Source organism: Gorillibacterium terrae (assembly GCF_051594785.1).
GTDB lineage: Bacteria > Bacillota > Bacilli > Paenibacillales > NBRC-103111 > Gorillibacterium.
Genome location: NZ_JBPPGI010000009.1, coordinates 1 through 17547 on the forward strand (window position 1 = coordinate 1; position 17547 = coordinate 17547).

Genomic DNA, 17547 nt, shown 5'->3' on the forward strand with positions numbered 1-17547 from the left:
CGCTTTTCTTCTCTTCGCCATGCGACAAAGAGGACGTATCCGGTCTTAGCTTTCGTTTCCGAAGGTTATCCCGGTCTTGAGGGCAGGTTGCCTACGTGTTACTCACCCGTCCGCCGCTAAGCCGTTCCCGAAGGAACAACTCCGCTCGACTTGCATGTATTAGGCACGCCGCCAGCGTTCGTCCTGAGCCAGGATCAAACTCTCCATAAAAGTTACTCTATAGATCGTTCTCTTAAGCTCATTACTTAACACTTGCGTGTTGTTTGTGCGTCCTCCGAGCTGAAGCCCGAATTCTGCGTCCTATCCACTCGTTGTTCAGTTTTCAAAGGGCACTTATGCGATCGTCGCTCCCGTCTCAAGTTGAGTCAGAATCAAGCGCCGACTTTTATAATATACCACAGCCCGTTACTGCTTTGCAAGTCTTTTTTTCGAAGATTTGCGTTTTGACCGTGATGGCCGCCTTCACCAGAAAGCTTAGCCGTGAAAGGGCGAGACTTAATGTACCACAGGGCTTGTCCGGAAGTCAAGACTTTATCGCTATTTTCTTTAGGAACGGACCTTGCTTCTGGCATATCGCGAGATTTCCTGGGGCGAAGCGAGCCTGGCGTACATGCGGAAGATCACTTTGTACCGTCCTTCCACCGCCGTTCGAATTTCCCGATTCAACTGATCGTCCTTCAGGTCATACATCATTTCGTCCATTTCCTTGCGGAGCATGTACTCCAATTCGCGGCATTCTCTCTCGTTGAACAAAAAACCGAGCATAACCCGACTGTCCCCTTCCGCCCTAATGATAACGCAGGTGAGGCTGCCTTATAGTTATGCTCAAGATTGGCAAATTTTATGAGCCCCGCTGCGAACATTTCACGAGGACAGGAACGTTTCCAGCGCCGTGCCTGCCAGGAGCAGCACAAACAAGACGCCCATGAGAGGGATCAGCACACGAACATACTGAATCAGGTTTGTTTTAACCCGCGCCCTGCCCTTGGCACTCAGGAAGCTGAGGAGCCCGTCCAACAGCAGGAATCCGAAACGGATGCCATAAGCGGAGGCGAGAACCATCGCCGGCCACTCAAAGATGCCGCTCGGCAACAGCTGGGCAATATAAGATAGCACAGATCCGTTGGCCGCTTCCTGAACGCCCGAGTACCCGATGGCCATACCGTTCATCATGAGAAAATAAATCGGTACGATCCCCAGGACGACTCCGCCGTAGAGAACCGACGCGAGCGCGCTCAGATTATTGAGCAGGAGAAGTGTGAAAAGGCCAAGGTGATAGCTGGGCCATTGTTCCGCCGATTTGGTCAGATCGGTCATGCTTTCCAGGGTAGTCCGCATGACTTCCTCATACCGGTTGGTACACCCCAGAAGGATTCCAAGCGCAAACACCGCTGCCGCTACCACTAGGTATTTGCGCATCCCCTTCAAATGCTGATAAAGCCGCCGCAATCCCACGTCATGCTCGCTTCCTTTCGTTTCTTATGCTGGTCTATGGAGATCACTGTCATATCCGCCGGGTACAAGCATACACTTGGACTACAAGCGAACCGCCCGCCGGGCTTTAGGAGGTAGAACCTATGAACGGGTTTTATGTATGGAACGGCCGCAAAATCAAACAAGCTTTGGTGATTGCCGTGGCGCTTCTGTTCGGTGCCGGAATCATTTACGCGGAAAAGGAAAACTTAACGGTATTCGCCCAGAAGCAACCCCTCGCCGTCTATAACGTCAAGACGGACCAAAAAGCCGTCGCCCTCACCTTTGACGTCAGTTGGGGAGACAAGCTGCCCGATCCGATCATCGATTTGCTGAAGGACAAGGGAGTGGATCAAGCCACCTTCTTCCTGTCCTCCCCCTGGGCCAAGACTCATCCCAAGGTGGTCGATAAGCTGGTGAAGGACGGCTACGAAATCGGCAGCCATGGCCACAAGCACCTCAATTACACCACGCTCAGCGAAGATGAAATCCGCAACCAGTTGCAGACGGCTCATGCCATTTTGACCGACGTCACCAAGAAACAACCGGAGCTGCTTCGCCTGCCCAACGGCGATTTCGACAAACGGGTGCTGAAGATTGCCGATGAGCTGGGCTATACCGTCATTCAATGGGATACCGATTCCCAGGACTGGATGGATAAAAGTGCGGACGCCATCGTCAACCGGGTCGTAAGCCGCGTTCATCCGGGAGATATCGTGCTGCTCCATGCCAGCGATTCCGCCAAGCAAAATCTGGAGGCCCTGCCGGCCATTATCGACCAACTCCGAGCCAAAGGATATGAATTCGTATCCGTGTCCGGTCTGATTCATCAAGCGGACTTGAAGGAGGAGCCCGTTCAGGACCACGCGTCCAAGTCGCTGCCCGCCGCTTCACCGTCCGCTTCTCCCACCGCTTCCCCGGCGTCCCCGGCGAAACGGTAAGATCCTCCCCGCTGCGAGCCGGTTTGGTCGGCTCCGGCGGGCTTTTTTTGCCTTCGGCGGCCTCTTGCTAATTGTACCAACGTTCTCAGAAAAAAGCGATCCAATCCCGTGGTGAAAGCCCGCCGCCCGGCCCATACTACGGGTACGGCAAACGGACGAAAGGAGCGCAGACTTTCATGTTGGGCATATCGAAAAAAGCGACAACCGCCATGCTGACGCTGCTCCTTGCCAGCGGCTGCACCGCCCCTGCCCAATCTTCCTCGGATCAGGGGCAGAGCTACAAGGACACGAAGACCATGGTAATGGATATCCTCAAGAGCGACGAAGCCATGCAACAGCTTCAGCAGTCTTCCGGAAAAAGCTCCAGTATGCGGCTGCTTGCCTCCCAGCAAGGGGGACAAATCCAGGAAACCGTGAAGAACGTGCTGACCGGGTCCGACGGAGTTAAACTGCTTCAGGAAACCTTTACCGATCCGGCGTTTGCGGCCGACTTCGCCAAGGCGCTGCAGGAGAACAACAAACAAATTCAAAAAGACTTGATGAAGGATCCCGAATACCAAAAGCAGGTCGTCCAACTGATGAATGACCCGGAATACACCAAGATCGTCGAAAATGTCCTGAAAGGACAGAGCTTCCGCCTCACCATGATGACGGTAGTCAAGGAATCGCTCTCCTCCCCCCTGTTCCGTGCGGAAATGGTTAAACTGATGGGAGAAGCGATCGAGCAGGAAACGAAACCGAAGAACGTGAAGGATCTCAAGGCGCAGGATCAGGAAGGACAGAAGAAATCCGAACAGAGCAAGGGCGGGGAGGATAACAATCAACAAGGGCAAGGCCAGGGCCAAGGCGGCTCGAGCAGCTAAAAAAACTAAAAAACAGGACCCTTCCGCTCTTGGGGAAAGGTCCTGTTTTGAGGTTAAGCTTCCAGTTTGTTTGTCACCCGCAGAGCCAACTCCTCATACAGTCGTCCAGCCGGAGTTTCCGGCTTATACACGGAAGGAGAGTAATCGGGATCGGCGGCGGCGTTGTCCGGTGCTCCCAGCGGGATTTGGGCCAGCAGTTCGGTGTGAAGCTCCTCGGCGAGCTTGGCTCCGCCGCCTCTTCCGAACACATATTCGACTTCGCCCAATCGATTTACGTAATGCGACATGTTCTCGACGACGCCGATGATGGCATGCCCCGTTCTTGCGGCCATAGCGCCCGCTCTGGCGGCCACAAAGGCCGCTGTGGCATGCGGTGTTGTGACGATGATCTCCTGGCTTGCCGGCAGCATTTGATGCACGTCAAGAGCCACGTCGCCCGTCCCGGGAGGCAGGTCGAGCAGCATGTAATCCAGTTCTCCCCACTCCACCTCGGCGAAGAAATTTTGCAGCATTTTGCCGAGCATCGGTCCACGCCAAATAATCGGAGCATTGTCTTCGACAAAGAACCCCATGGAGATGACTTTGACTCCGAACCGCTCTACCGGGATGATCTTGTCGCCGGTTTCGGAGGTGCCCGGCCGCTCTTCGATACCCATCATATCGGGTACGCTGAACCCGTAGATGTCGGCATCGATAATTCCGACTTTGCGTCCCAAGCGCGCGAGCGCCGATGCCAGATTGACGGTCACCGTCGACTTGCCGACGCCGCCTTTGCCGCTTGCGACTGCGATGAACTTGGTCTTGCTGTCCTCGGCAAGCAGGGAGTTCTGCAGCGGGCTGCGTCCCGGCTTGTCCGCCTGCGGGCGTTCCGCTGCGGCATGTCCTTGCGGAGAAGCCCCGCCGTTCAGCTTCGCTTCCAGCGCCTCCCGTTCGTATTCCGTTATCGGGCGGAATCGGATGTGGGCGGAGGCCACGCCGACGGACCGCAGCGCTTCCTCCAGCTCTTGGCGGTACAAGGCGGTGTTGGCTCCCTCCTCGGTCACCACATACGTCAGATTGACACCGCTTTCTTTGACAACCACATCTCGAATCAAACCGAGCTCAACGGCCGACCGATGGTATCCGCCGTCGTAGAAGCCAGTCAGGACTTCAAGAATCTGTTCTTTGGAAATCATGCTTATGCACCTCGGATAGATAGGGATGATGCAGCAATCCCTTTTATCACCAGTATAGCATATTTATAATCCGGGATTGGAGCTCCCTTCCGGAAGGGCGGAAGCCGGAGCTTTTTCTCCCGATACGTAGCGTAAAATTCCCTGATAGACCGCTGCGGCCAGCTTTTGCTGATAACTCGGCTGGCTCAGGCTCCGCGCCTCTTCCGGATTGCTCAGGAAGCCGAGCTCCACCAATGCGCTTGGGACCTGCATCATTTTCAGCAGGTAGACGGTTTTGTCTACCCGCTTTGCCACCCGCTCGGTGTTGGCCAGGTTGCGTTTGATCTCATCCTGAATCAGAGCCGCCAAGGCGGCGTTGTCCGGATGGTTTGCCGTATAGAACGCTTGGGCTCCCGACCATTTGGGGGAGGGAATGCTGTTCATGTGCACCGTGACAAACAGGTCGATGCTCCGGGCGTTCAGCGCTTGCGCCCGTCTCACCAAATCCTCGGTCTTGCGCTTGCTGTATCCTTTGGTCCCGCTGTCCGCCAAATCTTTATCGGTCTCCCGGGTCATGACGACGAGCGCTCCCGCCTGCTGGAGATAGTCCCTCAAGTATAAGGCGACGGCGAGGTTCACGTCCTTCTCTACGACCCCGCTGTCGCTGATCGCCCCCCCGTCGGGTCCGCCGTGGCCCGCATCGATGGCAATGACTTTCCCGGACATAGGGAGGCTCCAGGAGGAGGTTGTGGGAGTGGCAGGCAGCTGATAGCCGAATACCAGGACCATCAAAAAAAGCAAAACAAGAGATGCCGCGATCTTGATTTTACCGGGCAGCGTCATCCAGACGACAATTCTCTTGCGGAATATGCGCATAAAAAAGTCCACCCCATCCCCTAGATTTCACTTTCATCTTATGGGACAGGATGGATGAATATGACAAGCCGGCGTGTCTATCGCGGGGATCTAAACCACCGGCACTTCCGGCTCCTGTATGCCCTCGATCAGCACGCGCGCCACCTCGGGACGGGTAAACTCGGGCGGCGGACATTCTCCCGAACGCAAGAGAGCCCTCACCTTGGTTCCGGAAAGCGTCATGTGGCGGGATTTATCGTGCGGACACGTCTTGCTGGACGCCATATTGCCGCAGGCCGTGCAGTAGAAGCTGTGCTCGAAGAAAAGCGGGGTAATGCCGATATCCTCCGGCGGGAACTCGCGAAAGATTTCCTGGGCCTCATACGTGCCGTAATAGTCCCCCACGCCGGCGTGGTCCCGTCCGACGATGAAATGGGTGCAGCCGTAATTCTTGCGGACGAGGGCATGGAATATCGCTTCCCGAGGGCCCGCATAGCGCATGGCGGCCGGAAAGACGCTGAGCTGCACCCGGTTCGAGGGATAATAATTCTCCAGCAGAACGAGGTAGCTTCTCATTCGCACGTCTGCCGGAATATCGTCGGACTTGGTCTCGCCCACAAGCGGATTGAGAAATAAGCCATCCACGATCTCTAGCGCGCTCTTCTGGATATACTCGTGGGCCCGGTGGACCGGATTGCGGGTCTGGAAGCCGACGATGGTCTTCCATCCCTTCTCCTCGAAAATCCGCCGCGTCTCCGCAGGATCCTGATAAAACTCGCCGAACCGGTCCGGCTGCTTGCGGTTCAATACCCAAACAGGCCCTCCCGCATAGACCGACGAGCGTGAGCGCAGTTTTTTGACACCCGGATGAGCGTCATCCGTCGTTTTGAATACCTTTTCCGCTTCGTTGGCATGATCAGCCGTGTATAGCGATGTCAGCTCCATGACCGCATAGATGACCCGGTCCTCGGCGCCCTGCAGGGCGACACGATCTCCCGGTTTCAGTCTTTTCGCCTGAAGAGGATCGACCGGCAGCGTAACCGGAATGCTCCAAACCAGGCCGTTCTCGAGCCTCATGCGTTCCACGACCGAGCGGTAGTCCGCTTCGTTGAGAAATCCGGTTAACGGGGAAAATCCCCCGACCGCGATTAAATCCAGATCGGATATCGTCCAGCTATCGATCGGGATCACCGGCAATTCGGAAGCCTCGTCGAGCAAATGTTGGCGTTCCGGGCCTTCCGCCAGGCGGTTGACCAGCGTGCCCCCGTGGGCTTTGATGGTTTCGGGCATGTCAATCCTCCGCTCTATCGCTTAAATTATTTGTGCAGGCCGCACTCGGTCTTCTCGAAGCCGGACCAACGCCCCGCGCGGGGATCTTCGCCGGCCAACACTTGGCGGGTGCATTTCTCGCAGCCGATGCTGGGGTAATTCCGGTCGTGAAGCGGGTTGTAATACAGGTTGTGCTCACGGATATAAGCCCAGACATCCTCGGCGGTCCAATCGGCCAGCGGGTTGAATTTGACGAGTCCGAACTTGGTGTCGTATTCGACCTTGCGGGCATTCGCTCGGGTGGGCGCCTGGTCGCGGCGGATTCCGGTGATCCAGGCCTCGTAACGGCTTAAGATGTCCGCAAGCGGGCTCACTTTACGGATGTTACAGCAAGCGTTGGGATCAACCGTCCACAAGTTGTCCCCAAACTGCTCCGCTTGTTCATCCAATGTCAATTTGGGCAGGACTCGTATAAAGGTTTTACCATATAGCTCTTCCAGCCGATCCCTCGTCTCATAGGTTTCGGCAAAATGCAGGTTGGTGTCCAGGTAGAACACATCTGCATCAGGCTTGACCTTATGGAGCAGGTCCACAAGAACCACATCTTCGGCTCCGAAGCTGCAGGCAAGAGTTAAGCGGGGAAAGCTCTGTACCGCTGCCCGGATGACATCCTCCGCCGTTTGCGAATCAAGCGTCTGTGCCGCCTGCGTGATCCAAGCTTCCTTTTCAAGCAGATTCATACCCTGCCCTCCTATTTCACACTATTCTTATGTGTTTTAACGATTTACTTTATTATAGAATGGCACAACGATTTGTCAACTGTTCCCGGCGCATCTCCTCCCGTTTATCATGATATTCCGCTTGCACTGTCCCGGGTGACGGAAGGAGTGCAAAAACAATAAAGACCCTCAAGTCCTAAGGACTGAGGGCCTTTCTCAAGGGTATACCGAATAACGCGCTGGTTGGATCGGTATTTATTTCACATCCGGCTTGAAGATAAAGGTCCCGTCCAACAAGGATTCCCATTGCTCGAGCACTTGCCAGTCGTCTTCGCCGTTCTCTGCTTCCGTTGCGAAGCTATAACGGGATCGAAGCGTTTTCACAAATTCCGTCCGGTCCATTTCCCGGAAATCCTGTTCCATGTTGAACCACCCCCGTTCCCTATATGCTCACTAGCAGTATATGTAGGGGAGTTGGTTCTCAAACGGCGCTGCGCCCGCCAATTATGATCAATTTGGAACAATTGCAGTCAAGGGGTGCCCAAAAGGTGGTTGTTCTCTTCACAGGATAATTCCCATGTGCGAACTTCGTACGTCTCCGTACCCGACGCAACAAACGGATCGCGCTTGGCGATCTCTTCCGCCTCCTCTCGCGATTCCGCTTGGACGATTACCATTCCGCCGGCATAATCCAAAAAAGGGCCGCATAAAACCAGCTTTCCCGCCTGGTCCAGCTTGCGCAGATGCGCCACATGCGCCTGAATCAAGTCCTGGGTAAACTTTCGGCCTTCGTTCATGTTGAGCAGGATGACATACCTTGTGAATTGGTCCGTTTCCGCCATCGGTCTATTCCTCCTTGGTTCCTTCCTGAATTCTTCCAGAGTCTATTCCCCGTTCTCCCGTGAATTCCTCCTCCCTGGAATGAAAAAAGCCTTCGACCCAGACGGGCCGAAGGCTTGATGTATCCCTTGCGGGAAGTGACGATTAACGCTTCGAGAACTGCGGAGCGCGGCGAGCGGCCTTGAGGCCATACTTCTTACGTTCCTTCATCCGCGGGTCGCGGGTCAGGAAGCCGGCTTTCTTCAAGGAACCGCGGAATTCCGGGTCGGCCTTGAGCAGGGCGCGGGAAATGCCGTGACGGATGGCTCCGGCTTGGCCGGACATGCCGCCGCCATGGGTAATGACCAACACGTCATACTTCGACGCAGTTTCGGTCAGGTTCAGCGGTTGCTTGACAATCAGCTTCAACGTTTCCAGACCGAAGTACTCGTTCAGGTCCCGCTTATTGATTACGATGCGTCCTTCACCCGGTACAAGGCGCACACGCGCTACCGAATGCTTGCGACGACCGGTTCCATAGTATTGCACTTGTGCCATGAAACTGTCCTCCCTTTATTATCCGCGAAGTTCCCAGACTTCAGGATTTTGTGCTTGATGCGGATGCTCGGATCCGGCATACACTTTAAGCTTCGTTTTCAGAGCATCTCCGAGGCGGTTCTTCGGAAGCATGCCATGAACGGCGAGTTCGATCATACGCTCGGGCTTGTTCTTCAGCATGTCCTGAGCGGAAGTCACTTTCAAACCGCCGGGATAAAGAGAGTGGCGGTAGTACATTTTCTTTTGAAGTTTTTTGCCGGTCAGTACGACCTTGTCGGCATTGATGATGATGACAAAATCCCCGGTGTCGACGTGCGGAGTGAACTCCGGTTTGTGCTTGCCGCGGATGATGCTCGCTGCTTCGCTCGCCATACGCCCCAAGGTCTTGCCTTCTGCATCAATCACGTACCATTTGCGCTCAACTTCGTTCGGTTTCGCCATATATGTGGTACTCATTTGCGTATCCTCCTAAACTTCGTTAAAGACCCGGCAACGGGTCCTTGCGGTTCGTAAAGATGAGCGGTAATTCCAACTCGGGGCCGTGGGAAGCCAGTCGAAACACCAATGATTATCATACTATACGTCCGACTATTAATCAAGCCCGGTTTGAAAAAACTCGTACTCCACGTTCCACAGCGTCAAACCGTGGGCCACGGCCGTTGGACCGGCCAGCTCGCGGTTTCTTCCCTTCAGGATAGCGTCGATCCCCAGCGGGTCCCGCTTCCCTTCTCCCACCTCGAGCACCGTTCCCGCGATGATGCGAACCATGTTGTACAGAAATCCGTTGCCGGTCACCTCCAGGTGGATCACACCTGCGTCGCCATCGTCCGGATCTTGATAGGGCTCATAGAGGAGCCTCGTCCCGAATATGGTGCGCACGTGTGATTCAACCGGTGTTCCCACGGAACAGAAGGATGTGAAATCATGCTCTCCGACGAAAGCAGCCAGCGCCGTCCTCATCGTGTCTACCGCCAGCTGGCGGGGATGATGAAAGCGGGTCGTCCGGTGAAAGACATCCGGAAACTTGGACCGCTGAATGGAGTACCGGTAGGTCTTTCGCTTGGCCGAGCGCCTCGCGTGGAACGACTCAGGAACCTCCCGGGCCGACCGCACGACGATATCGTTCGGCAGACGCGAATTGAGAGCCAAGCACCACCGCTCTACCGGCACCCGCGAGTCGGTCAGGAAGTTGAACACCTGCCCGCGAGCGTGAACGCCTGCATCCGTGCGTCCCGATCCGGTGATCTTGGTTCTCTCGCCGGTTAACTGCCAAATTCCGGCCTCCAGCTTATCCTGAACGGTGTTGCCGTCCGGCTGGGTCTGGAAGCCGTTATAGCCCGTTCCGTCATAGCTCACCAGCATGGCGATGTTGCGCATGGGCTTCACCTCGAAATCCGGAACAAAAAAAGGGCTTCAGCAGAATCCGGAGATTCTGTCCACCCTTTCCCGTTGTTCGACTTAGGCTTCGTCCTTCACCAGTTCCAGGTAGACCATGGGCGCAGCGTCTCCGCGGCGAGGTCCCAGCTTGAGGATCCGGGTGTATCCGCCTTGCCGGGTGGAATAGCGCTCTGCCAGTTCCGTGAACAGCTTCTGAATGGCGTCCTGGTCGCCGGCGGATTCGCGGCGAACGAAGGCTGCAACTTGACGGCGAGCGTGCAGGTCTCCCCGTTTTGCCAGGGTGATCAGCTTCTCGGCGATGGAGCGCAGTTCTTTCGCTTTCGCTTCCGTCGTCTGGATGCGTTCGTAAATGAACAGATCGGTCACAAGATCGCGGAACAATGCTTTGCGCGCGCTTGCGTCACGACCCAATTTTTGATATGCCATGAGGTTCCCTCCTCCTCTACGTACTGATTATTCTTCGCTGCGAAGGCTGAGTCCGAGCTCGTCGAGCTTCTCTTGAACTTCCTCCAGGGACTTGCGTCCCAGGTTCCGCACCTTCATCATGTCTTCTTCGGTCTTCGTGATCAGCTCCTGGACGGTGTTGATCCCGGCCCGCTTCAGACAGTTGTAGGAGCGAACGGACAGATCGAGCTCTTCGATGGTCATTTCGAGGACCTTTTCTTTCTTGTCCTCTTCCTTTTCCACCATGATCTCGGCATCCTTCGCTTCGTCGGTCAGACCGACGAACAGATACAGATGCTCGGTGAGAATTTTCGCGCCGAGGCTTACCGCTTCTTCCGGACGAATGCTCCCGTCGGTCCAAACTTCCAGCGTGAGCTTGTCGTAGTTGGTCACTTGACCGACCCGGGTATTTTCCACGGTGTAGTTGACGCGCGTAATCGGCGTGTAAATGGAATCGATCGGGATCACGCCAATCGGTTGGTCATCCCGCTTGTTCTTGTCCGCCTGCACGTAACCGCGGCCCCTGTTGGCATGAATCCTCATGTGCACACGGGCGTCCGGGGAAAGCGTTGCGATATGAAGGTCCGGGTTCAGGATTTCCACGTCGCTGTCGGCACGGATGTCGCCGGCAGTAACGCGGCCTTCGCCTTCGGCGTCGATCTCCAGAATCTTTTCCTCGTCGGAATGAATCTTGAGCGACAGTCCCTTGAGGTTAAGGATTATTTCCGTAACGTCCTCCATGACTCCCGGAATCGTCGAGAATTCGTGAAGAACCCCGTCGATCTGCACGGAAGAAACAGCGGCGCCCGGAAGCGAAGAAAGCAGGATGCGGCGCAGGGAGTTTCCCAACGTGGTGCCATAGCCGCGCTCCAGCGGTTCTACGACGAATTTGCCGTAGTTGCCTTCTTCGTTCACCGTTACGGTTTCTATTTTCGGCTTTTCGATTTCTATCATGAAACTGAACCCTCCTTCGAAACGTCGTTTCCTCGGGATTACTAACGGATAATAACCGGGTAGTATGCCCATCCTTCTCCAGTTTGAACCGGAAACCGGATAAATATACTACCGAGCGATCCTTGGGTTACACGCGACGACGTTTCGGAGGACGGCAGCCGTTGTGGGGAATCGGGGTGACGTCCTTGATCAGGTTCACTTCAAGGCCAGCGGCTTGCAGAGAACGGATAGCGGCTTCGCGGCCGGATCCCGGTCCCTTAACCATGACTTCAACAGACTTCATGCCATGCTCCATGGCGGCCTTGGCTGCGGATTCCGCGGCCATCTGCGCAGCGAACGGGGTGCTCTTCCGGGAGCCCTTGAAGCCCATGTTGCCGGAGCTTGCCCAGGAGATCGCGTTGCCGTGCGGGTCGGTGATGGTGACGATGGTGTTGTTGAAGGTAGAACGGATATGAGCAACGCCGGATTCAATGTTCTTCCGGTCGCGGCGTTTGGTACGGGCGATCTTTGCTTTCGGTTTAGCCATTAGTGGTTTCCCCCCTTATTATTTCTTCTTATTCGCTACGGTACGACGCGGACCTTTACGCGTACGAGCGTTGGTCTTCGTGCGCTGCCCCCGAACGGGCAGGCCGCGGCGGTGGCGAACACCGCGATAGCAACCGATTTCGACCAAGCGCTTGATATTCAGCGAGATCTCACGGCGCAGATCGCCTTCCACCTTCAGATTCTTGTCGATCGCATCGCGCAGACGGCTAACTTCGTCTTCCGTCAGGTCGCGTACGCGGGTATCGGGGTTTACTTCGGTCATGGCAAGAATCTTTTGCGACGTGGTTTTGCCGATACCGAAGATGTAGGTCAGGGCAATTTCCACACGTTTGTCACGGGGTAAGTCTACTCCAGAAATACGAGCCATTCTAGGCTACACCTCCTTGTTATCCTTGTTTTTGTTTGTGCTTCGGGTTTTCGCAGATGACCATGACGTTGCCTTTGCGCTTGATGACCTTGCACTTTTCGCAAATCGGCTTGACCGAAGGTCTGACTTTCATGGGTATGCCTCCTCTTCAAGCTTTTCGGCGCAGCTTCGCCTGCGGGAAAGCTTATTCGTAGTTACGTATGCTTCCCGGCAAGGGAAAGCCCGTCGAACCGTCCGCTTGGACCAGCGGCTATGGGATACTTCCATACAGGAAGGGATGGTTGCAGCTTATTTGTAGCGGTAGGTAATCCGGCCGCGCGTCAAATCGTAAGGCGACAGCTCGACCGTCACCTTGTCGCCGGGCAGAATGCGGATGAAGTGCATCCGGATTTTGCCGGAGACGTGGGCCAGAATCTTATGCCCGTTCTCAAGCTCTACGCGGAACATGGCGTTCGGCAAAGGCTCGATGACGGTGCCTTCGACTTCAATCACATCATCTTTGGCCACTTTCATTCTCCTCTCTCATACGCTTCGCGCTGAAGGTCCGCTTTCTTCCGGAAGGAAAGAATGGCGTGCCTCAGCTTTCCGTTGGTAACACGTCCCGTCTCGTTCAGGCTGTCCGCCACTTCCCGGCTAACCTCGTCGAGGAGCTCGAGATGGAGGACATTCTTCTTCTTGGGCTGGTCAAACTTGCGTTTGTCGCCGTCCGCCACCCAAACGAAGCGGGCATCTTCGATGCCGATAATGACAGCAATCTGTTCCAGGCCGCGGCCCCGCAGGATTCGCACGAGCTGGCCGATCTGAGCCTTGCCCATTTTGTCTGTCACCCGGCTTTCGTCAGGATCTCATACCCGTCCGCCGTAATGGCGATGGTGTGCTCGAAGTGAGCGCAGAGAGATCCGTCCACCGTAACCACCGTCCAATTGTCCGCAAGCGTCCGAACGTAGCGTTCGCCTGCGTTCACCATCGGTTCGATCGCCAGCACCATTCCCGGCTTCAGCCGCGGTCCCCGGTCGGCTGGGCCGAAGTTGGGGATCTGCGGTTCCTCGTGCAGCTCCGTTCCGACTCCGTGTCCGACGTATTCGCGGACGATGGAAAAGCCGGCGCTTTCCGCATAGGTCTGAATCGCATGGGAGATGGTGAACAGCCGCGCGTCCGGCTTCGCTTCCGCGAGTCCGGCGAACAAGGCGCCTTCGGTGACTTCAAGAAGACGTTTCGCCTCGGGTGAAACCTCTCCGACCGGATAGGTCCAGGCCGAGTCGCCGTGGTAGCCTTTGTACTGCGCGCCGATATCGATGCTGATGATATCGCCCGTGAGGAGCGTACGGTCGCTGGGGAAGCCGTGTACCAATTCATTGTTGACGGAAGCGCAGATGCTGGCAGGAAAACCGTTGTAGCCTTTAAATGATGGTACTGCTCCCTGACTTCGGATGTACTCTTCCGCGATCCGGTCAAGCTCCCGGGTGGTTATACCCGGTTTAACCGCTTGGGCCAGGAGACGGTGAGTCTCTCCGACGATGCGGCCCGCCTCGCGCATCCATTCAAGCTCTGCTTCGGTTTTGCAGATGATCATTCCGCCTGCCCCCGCAGGATCGAATGAATCTCCTCCGTCACCGCGTTGATATCCTGTTCGCCGTTCAGCTTGCGCAGCTTGCCCTTCGCCTGATAATAGTCGAGGAGGGGAGCGGTCTTGTTGATGTACTCGTCAAGCCGGGTACCCACCTTCTCCACGGTATCATCGGCGCGTTGGTACAGCTCGCCGCCGCATTTGTCGCAGACGCCCTCCTTGGCGGGAGGGTTGAACAGAATGTGATACGTCGCCCCGCAGGAGCGGCAGATCCGCCGGCCGGTGATCCGGGCGAGCAGCTTGTCGCGGTCGACATGAAGGTCGATCACATGGTCGATTTCTCTTCCCATGGCCGTCAGCATGCCGTCCAGCGCTTCGGCTTGCGAGATCGTCCGGGGAAAGCCATCGAGGAGAAATCCGTTCTCACAGTCTTTCTCCTGCAGCCGTTCGCGGACGATTCCGTTCGTGATCTCATCGGGAACCAGCAGCCCTTGGTCCACGTAACGCTTGGCTTCCAGGCCCAGCGCCGTTCCCTGCTTCATGGCCGCCCGGAAAGCGTCGCCGGTCGAGATGTGCGGAATGCGGTAGTTCTCCACGATCCGCTCCGCCTGCGTCCCTTTGCCCGCTCCCGGGGGTCCCATAAATACGATGTTCACGTGTATGCCACCTCCCCGTGGGTGTTTGGCAAAACCCGGTTCGTGCTTACTTATTGATGAAGCCCTTGTAATGGCGTTTGATCAGTTGGCTTTCGATCGTCTTCATCGTTTCGAGGGCGACCCCGATCAAGATGAGAAGCGACGTACCGCCGATCTTCAGGCTGGCCGGTAAGCCGACGAGGTCCGTAAAGATCAGAGGAAGCACCGAGATCGCGGCCAGGAACAAGGCTCCGGCGAGCGTCAGCCGCGTCATGACCCGCGTCAGGTAAACCTGCGTGGTCTTGCCGGGGCGGATGCCCGGGATATAGCCGCCATTCTTCCGCATGTTCTCCGCCATTTGCTGCGGGTTCATCTGAACGAACGTGTAGAAGAACGTAAAGCCGAGGATCAAGAGGACGTACAGCGTGATGCCGATGCCGGCCGGCTCTTGAATCGTAATGTTGTGCTGGATCCAGTTGGCCCATGCCTTGCCGCTCCAGAACTGGGCAATGGTTGCCGGGAACATGAGCAGCGAGACAGCGAAGATAACCGGGATAACGCCAGCGGCGTTGACCTTCATCGGGATGTGCGTCGATTGACCGCCGTACATCTTCCGACCCACCACGCGTTTTGCATATTGAACCGGGATCTTGCGTACGCCCTGCTGGACGTAGATGACGCCGGCTACAATGGCGATGACCACGATGACGAGCACGATAAACTTCACGATGTTCAGGAACAGCTTGTCGCCGGCGTCGATGAACATCTGCTGGGTCAGCTGACGCAGACCCGTCGGAATGTTGGCGACGATGCCGGCAAAGATCAGAATCGAAATCCCGTTGCCGACTCCCTTCTCGGTGATCTGCTCACCGAGCCACATCAGGAACGCAGTACCTGCCGTCAAAACGAGGGCGATCAGCGCATAGGTGGAGAACTTCGGATCGATAACGACCTGAGCCGCTCCGCCGGTACGCAGCAGGTTGTTGAAGCTGATCGCGGTGCCGAAGCCTTGGATCAGACCCAGGACGATCGTGCCGTACCGGGTAAACTGAGCCAGTTTCCGCCGACCGCTCTCTCCTTCCTTGGCCCACTCCGCGAACTTCGGAATGACATCCATGGAAAGGAGCTGAACGATGATCGACGCGGTGATGTAAGGCATAATCCCCATCGCAAAAATGGAGAAGCGGAACAGAGCTCCGCCCGAAAAAGTGTTCATCAGGCCGAAGACGCTGCTGCCCTGTTCGTCCAGAGCTTTCAGCGCTTCGGAATTGATGTTTGGTGTTGGAATAAAGTTTCCGATCCGATAGACGATCAAACAAAGAAGAGTAAAAATGATCTTTTTGCGGAGATCTTCTACCTTCATAATGTTGGACAATGTTTTGAACATTAGATCACCTCGGATTGACCGCCGGCAGCTTGGATTTTCTCGACTGCGGAAGCAGAGAACTTATTCGCTTTGACCGTCAGCTTCACGGTCAATTCACCATTGCCCAGAATCTTGATTCCGTCCTTCGGGTTTTTGACCAAGCCGGTTTCCAACAGCAACTCGGGGGTTACCACGGTTTCCGCTTCAAACGCGTTCAGGTCGGCCAGGTTGATCACGGCGTATTCCACGCGGTTGATGTTCTTGAAGCCGCGCTTCGGAAGACGACGGTACAACGGGTTTTGTCCACCTTCGAAGCCGGGACGAACACCACCGCCAGAACGAGCTTTTTGGCCTTTATGACCTTTGCCCGCCGTTTTGCCGGTACCGCTGCCGAGACCGCGGCCGATGCGCTTGCTGACATGGGTCGAACCCGGAGCCGGGGAAAGTTCATGGATTTTCATCGCTCAAGCACCTCCTTGTATGTCTTTTCTATACCAGCCTGATCCCAGGCTTTGCTGCGACTTAAGCTTCGACTTCGATGCATTCAACCAAGTGCTTCACTTGTGCGACCATGCCGCGAATAGCCGGATTGTCCTGCTGCAGCACCGTTTGGTGCATTTTGTTGAGACCCAGCGTCTTAACGGTGATGCGCTGCTTCTCCGGACGTCCGATCAAGCTCTTCACGAGGGTGATTTGCAGTTGCTTTGCCATGGTTAACCCTCCTTAACCCATCAACTCTTCAACGGTTTTACCGCGAAGCTTGGCGACTTCTTCTGCCCGTTTCAGGCGCTGCAAGCCTTCCAACGTAGCGTTGACCATGTTGATCGAGTTGGAAGAGCCGAGCGACTTCGTCAAAATATCGCCTACGCCGGCCAGTTCCAGAACGGCACGAACCGGGCCGCCCGCGATTACGCCGGTACCTTCGGAAGCCGGCTTCAAGAGAACGCGGCCTGCGCCGAAGCGACCGGTGACCAGGTGAGGAATCGTCGTTCCGACGATCGGGACATGGATCAAGTTCTTCTTGGCGTCTTCGATGCCCTTCTTGATCGCATCGCCGACTTCGGAAGCTTTGCCGATCCCGGCGCCAACCCAGCCGTTGCCGTCGCCGACGACAACCAGTGCGCTGAAGCTGAAGCGGCGTCCGCCTTTGACTACTTTCGCTACACGGTTAATGTGTACGGTTTTGTCTTTCAATTCAAGTGTATTCGGATCTACGCGCAAGTCCTTAACCTCCTTATTGACAAAATGGATCAGAATTCGAGTCCGCCTTCGCGGGCTGCGTCGGCCAGAGCCTTGATGCGTCCATGGTACAGGTATCCGCCGCGGTCAAATACGACCTTTTCGACTCCTTGCTCTTTGGCACGCTTGGCAATCAGGTTGCCGACTTGCACAGCAGCTTCTATGTTGCCGCCGTTTGCGACATTCTGCAGTTCTTTATCTTGAGTCGACGCCGCTGCCAGGGTCTTGCCGTTGACATCGTCGATGATCTGAGCGTACATGTGCTTGGAAGACCGGTAAATGCTCAGGCGGGGACGTTCCACCGTTCCCTGGATTTTCTTACGCACACGCAGGTGCCGTTTCAAGCGAGCTTCGTTCTTATCGCCTTTGGTGATCATGGG

27 protein-coding genes and 1 rRNA gene are annotated in these 17547 nt (G+C 55.9%); 2 read left to right on the top strand and 26 right to left on the bottom strand.

All coding sequences use genetic code 11. The features are described from left to right. From ACSEXS_RS21385 to ACSEXS_RS21395, 3 genes are all read right to left on the bottom strand, one after another. Window positions 1-210, bottom strand: a 16S ribosomal RNA gene (locus ACSEXS_RS21385); the annotation flags it as partial. Between the two features lie 336 nt (window positions 211-546). Next, window positions 547-765 (bottom strand): hypothetical protein, encoded by a 219-nt coding sequence (locus ACSEXS_RS21390; RefSeq protein WP_438435283.1) that lies wholly within the window; start codon window positions 763-765, stop codon window positions 547-549. A gap of 99 nt (window positions 766-864) precedes the next feature. Continuing rightward, window positions 865-1455: a stage II sporulation protein M gene (locus tag ACSEXS_RS21395; RefSeq protein ID WP_438435284.1), complete on the bottom strand. Its 591-nt coding sequence runs from the start codon at window positions 1453-1455 to the stop codon at window positions 865-867. A 122-nt stretch (window positions 1456-1577) separates the two neighbouring features. Here ACSEXS_RS21395 and pdaB point away from each other — a divergent pair, with 122 nt between their 5' ends. Continuing rightward, the gene (pdaB, locus tag ACSEXS_RS21400; protein WP_438435285.1) at window positions 1578-2414 is read left to right on the top strand and encodes a polysaccharide deacetylase family sporulation protein PdaB; all 837 of its coding nucleotides are present in this window, start codon (window positions 1578-1580) and stop codon (window positions 2412-2414) included. A 176-nt stretch (window positions 2415-2590) separates the two neighbouring features. Continuing rightward, window positions 2591-3277: a spore germination lipoprotein GerD gene (gene gerD, locus ACSEXS_RS21405; protein ID WP_438435286.1), complete on the top strand. Its 687-nt coding sequence runs from the start codon at window positions 2591-2593 to the stop codon at window positions 3275-3277. 53 nt (window positions 3278-3330) lie between these two features. Here gerD and salA read toward each other — a convergent pair whose 3' ends face one another. From salA to rplR, 23 genes are all read right to left on the bottom strand, one after another. Continuing rightward, window positions 3331-4452, bottom strand: a complete 1122-nt coding sequence (gene salA, locus ACSEXS_RS21410; protein WP_438435287.1) for an iron-sulfur carrier protein/transcriptional regulator SalA — start codon at window positions 4450-4452, stop codon at window positions 3331-3333. Window positions 4453-4515: 63 nt separating this feature from the next. Next, window positions 4516-5307 carry an N-acetylmuramoyl-L-alanine amidase CwlD gene (gene cwlD / locus ACSEXS_RS21415; protein WP_438435288.1) on the bottom strand — a complete coding sequence of 264 codons (792 nt, stop codon included), beginning with the start codon at window positions 5305-5307 and terminating at the stop codon, window positions 4516-4518. A 90-nt stretch (window positions 5308-5397) separates the two neighbouring features. After that, the gene (gene sat, locus ACSEXS_RS21420; protein WP_438435289.1) at window positions 5398-6576 is read right to left on the bottom strand and encodes a sulfate adenylyltransferase; all 1179 of its coding nucleotides are present in this window, start codon (window positions 6574-6576) and stop codon (window positions 5398-5400) included. Between the two features lie 26 nt (window positions 6577-6602). Next, on the bottom strand, window positions 6603-7295 hold the full coding sequence (locus ACSEXS_RS21425) for a phosphoadenylyl-sulfate reductase (RefSeq protein WP_438435290.1): 693 nt from the start codon (window positions 7293-7295) through the stop codon (window positions 6603-6605). A gap of 234 nt (window positions 7296-7529) precedes the next feature. Next, entirely contained in the window at window positions 7530-7697 is a 168-nt protein-coding gene (locus ACSEXS_RS21430) for a hypothetical protein (protein WP_438435291.1), read from the bottom strand. A 107-nt stretch (window positions 7698-7804) separates the two neighbouring features. Further along, window positions 7805-8116: a YciI family protein gene (locus ACSEXS_RS21435; protein WP_438435292.1), complete on the bottom strand. Its 312-nt coding sequence runs from the start codon at window positions 8114-8116 to the stop codon at window positions 7805-7807. A 142-nt stretch (window positions 8117-8258) separates the two neighbouring features. Continuing rightward, the gene (gene rpsI / locus ACSEXS_RS21440; protein ID WP_438435293.1) at window positions 8259-8651 is read right to left on the bottom strand and encodes a 30S ribosomal protein S9; all 393 of its coding nucleotides are present in this window, start codon (window positions 8649-8651) and stop codon (window positions 8259-8261) included. A gap of 18 nt (window positions 8652-8669) precedes the next feature. Then, on the bottom strand, window positions 8670-9107 hold the full coding sequence (gene rplM / locus ACSEXS_RS21445; protein ID WP_438435294.1) for a 50S ribosomal protein L13: 438 nt from the start codon (window positions 9105-9107) through the stop codon (window positions 8670-8672). A 135-nt stretch (window positions 9108-9242) separates the two neighbouring features. Next, complete coding sequence (gene truA / locus ACSEXS_RS21450) at window positions 9243-10028, bottom strand: tRNA pseudouridine(38-40) synthase TruA (protein WP_438435295.1); 786 nt, start codon at window positions 10026-10028, stop codon at window positions 9243-9245. An 81-nt stretch (window positions 10029-10109) separates the two neighbouring features. Further along, window positions 10110-10475 carry a 50S ribosomal protein L17 gene (rplQ, locus tag ACSEXS_RS21455; RefSeq protein WP_438435296.1) on the bottom strand — a complete coding sequence of 122 codons (366 nt, stop codon included), beginning with the start codon at window positions 10473-10475 and terminating at the stop codon, window positions 10110-10112. A 27-nt stretch (window positions 10476-10502) separates the two neighbouring features. Beyond that, window positions 10503-11447: a DNA-directed RNA polymerase subunit alpha gene (locus ACSEXS_RS21460; protein ID WP_438435297.1), complete on the bottom strand. Its 945-nt coding sequence runs from the start codon at window positions 11445-11447 to the stop codon at window positions 10503-10505. A gap of 127 nt (window positions 11448-11574) precedes the next feature. Beyond that, complete coding sequence (gene rpsK / locus ACSEXS_RS21465; protein WP_058300218.1) at window positions 11575-11973, bottom strand: 30S ribosomal protein S11; 399 nt, start codon at window positions 11971-11973, stop codon at window positions 11575-11577. Window positions 11974-11991: 18 nt separating this feature from the next. Further along, window positions 11992-12360 (bottom strand): 30S ribosomal protein S13, encoded by a 369-nt coding sequence (rpsM, locus tag ACSEXS_RS21470; RefSeq protein WP_438435298.1) that lies wholly within the window; start codon window positions 12358-12360, stop codon window positions 11992-11994. Between the two features lie 19 nt (window positions 12361-12379). Continuing rightward, a complete protein-coding gene (gene rpmJ / locus ACSEXS_RS21475) occupies window positions 12380-12493 on the bottom strand; it encodes a 50S ribosomal protein L36 (protein ID WP_023388342.1) in 114 nt (37 codons plus the stop codon). Window positions 12494-12648: 155 nt separating this feature from the next. Then, entirely contained in the window at window positions 12649-12867 is a 219-nt protein-coding gene (gene infA, locus ACSEXS_RS21480; protein WP_023558720.1) for a translation initiation factor IF-1, read from the bottom strand. A gap of 2 nt (window positions 12868-12869) precedes the next feature. Beyond that, window positions 12870-13175, bottom strand: a complete 306-nt coding sequence (locus tag ACSEXS_RS21485; RefSeq protein WP_438435299.1) for a hypothetical protein — start codon at window positions 13173-13175, stop codon at window positions 12870-12872. Between the two features lie 8 nt (window positions 13176-13183). Continuing rightward, a complete protein-coding gene (map, locus tag ACSEXS_RS21490) occupies window positions 13184-13933 on the bottom strand; it encodes a type I methionyl aminopeptidase (RefSeq protein ID WP_438435300.1) in 750 nt (249 codons plus the stop codon). Beyond that, on the bottom strand, window positions 13930-14583 hold the full coding sequence (locus ACSEXS_RS21495) for an adenylate kinase (RefSeq protein WP_438435301.1): 654 nt from the start codon (window positions 14581-14583) through the stop codon (window positions 13930-13932). The genes map and ACSEXS_RS21495 overlap by 4 nt, the downstream gene beginning before the upstream one ends. Window positions 14584-14629: 46 nt before the next feature. After that, on the bottom strand, window positions 14630-15949 hold the full coding sequence (secY, locus tag ACSEXS_RS21500; protein WP_438435302.1) for a preprotein translocase subunit SecY: 1320 nt from the start codon (window positions 15947-15949) through the stop codon (window positions 14630-14632). After that, on the bottom strand, window positions 15949-16389 hold the full coding sequence (rplO, locus tag ACSEXS_RS21505; RefSeq protein ID WP_438435303.1) for a 50S ribosomal protein L15: 441 nt from the start codon (window positions 16387-16389) through the stop codon (window positions 15949-15951). The genes secY and rplO overlap by 1 nt, the downstream gene beginning before the upstream one ends. Before the next feature lie 61 nt (window positions 16390-16450). Continuing rightward, on the bottom strand, window positions 16451-16639 hold the full coding sequence (rpmD, locus tag ACSEXS_RS21510) for a 50S ribosomal protein L30 (protein ID WP_438435304.1): 189 nt from the start codon (window positions 16637-16639) through the stop codon (window positions 16451-16453). 12 nt (window positions 16640-16651) lie between these two features. Further along, on the bottom strand, window positions 16652-17149 hold the full coding sequence (gene rpsE, locus ACSEXS_RS21515; RefSeq protein WP_438435305.1) for a 30S ribosomal protein S5: 498 nt from the start codon (window positions 17147-17149) through the stop codon (window positions 16652-16654). A 29-nt stretch (window positions 17150-17178) separates the two neighbouring features. Beyond that, a complete protein-coding gene (gene rplR, locus ACSEXS_RS21520; protein ID WP_438435306.1) occupies window positions 17179-17544 on the bottom strand; it encodes a 50S ribosomal protein L18 in 366 nt (121 codons plus the stop codon). Window positions 17545-17547: the final 3 nt, after the last annotated feature.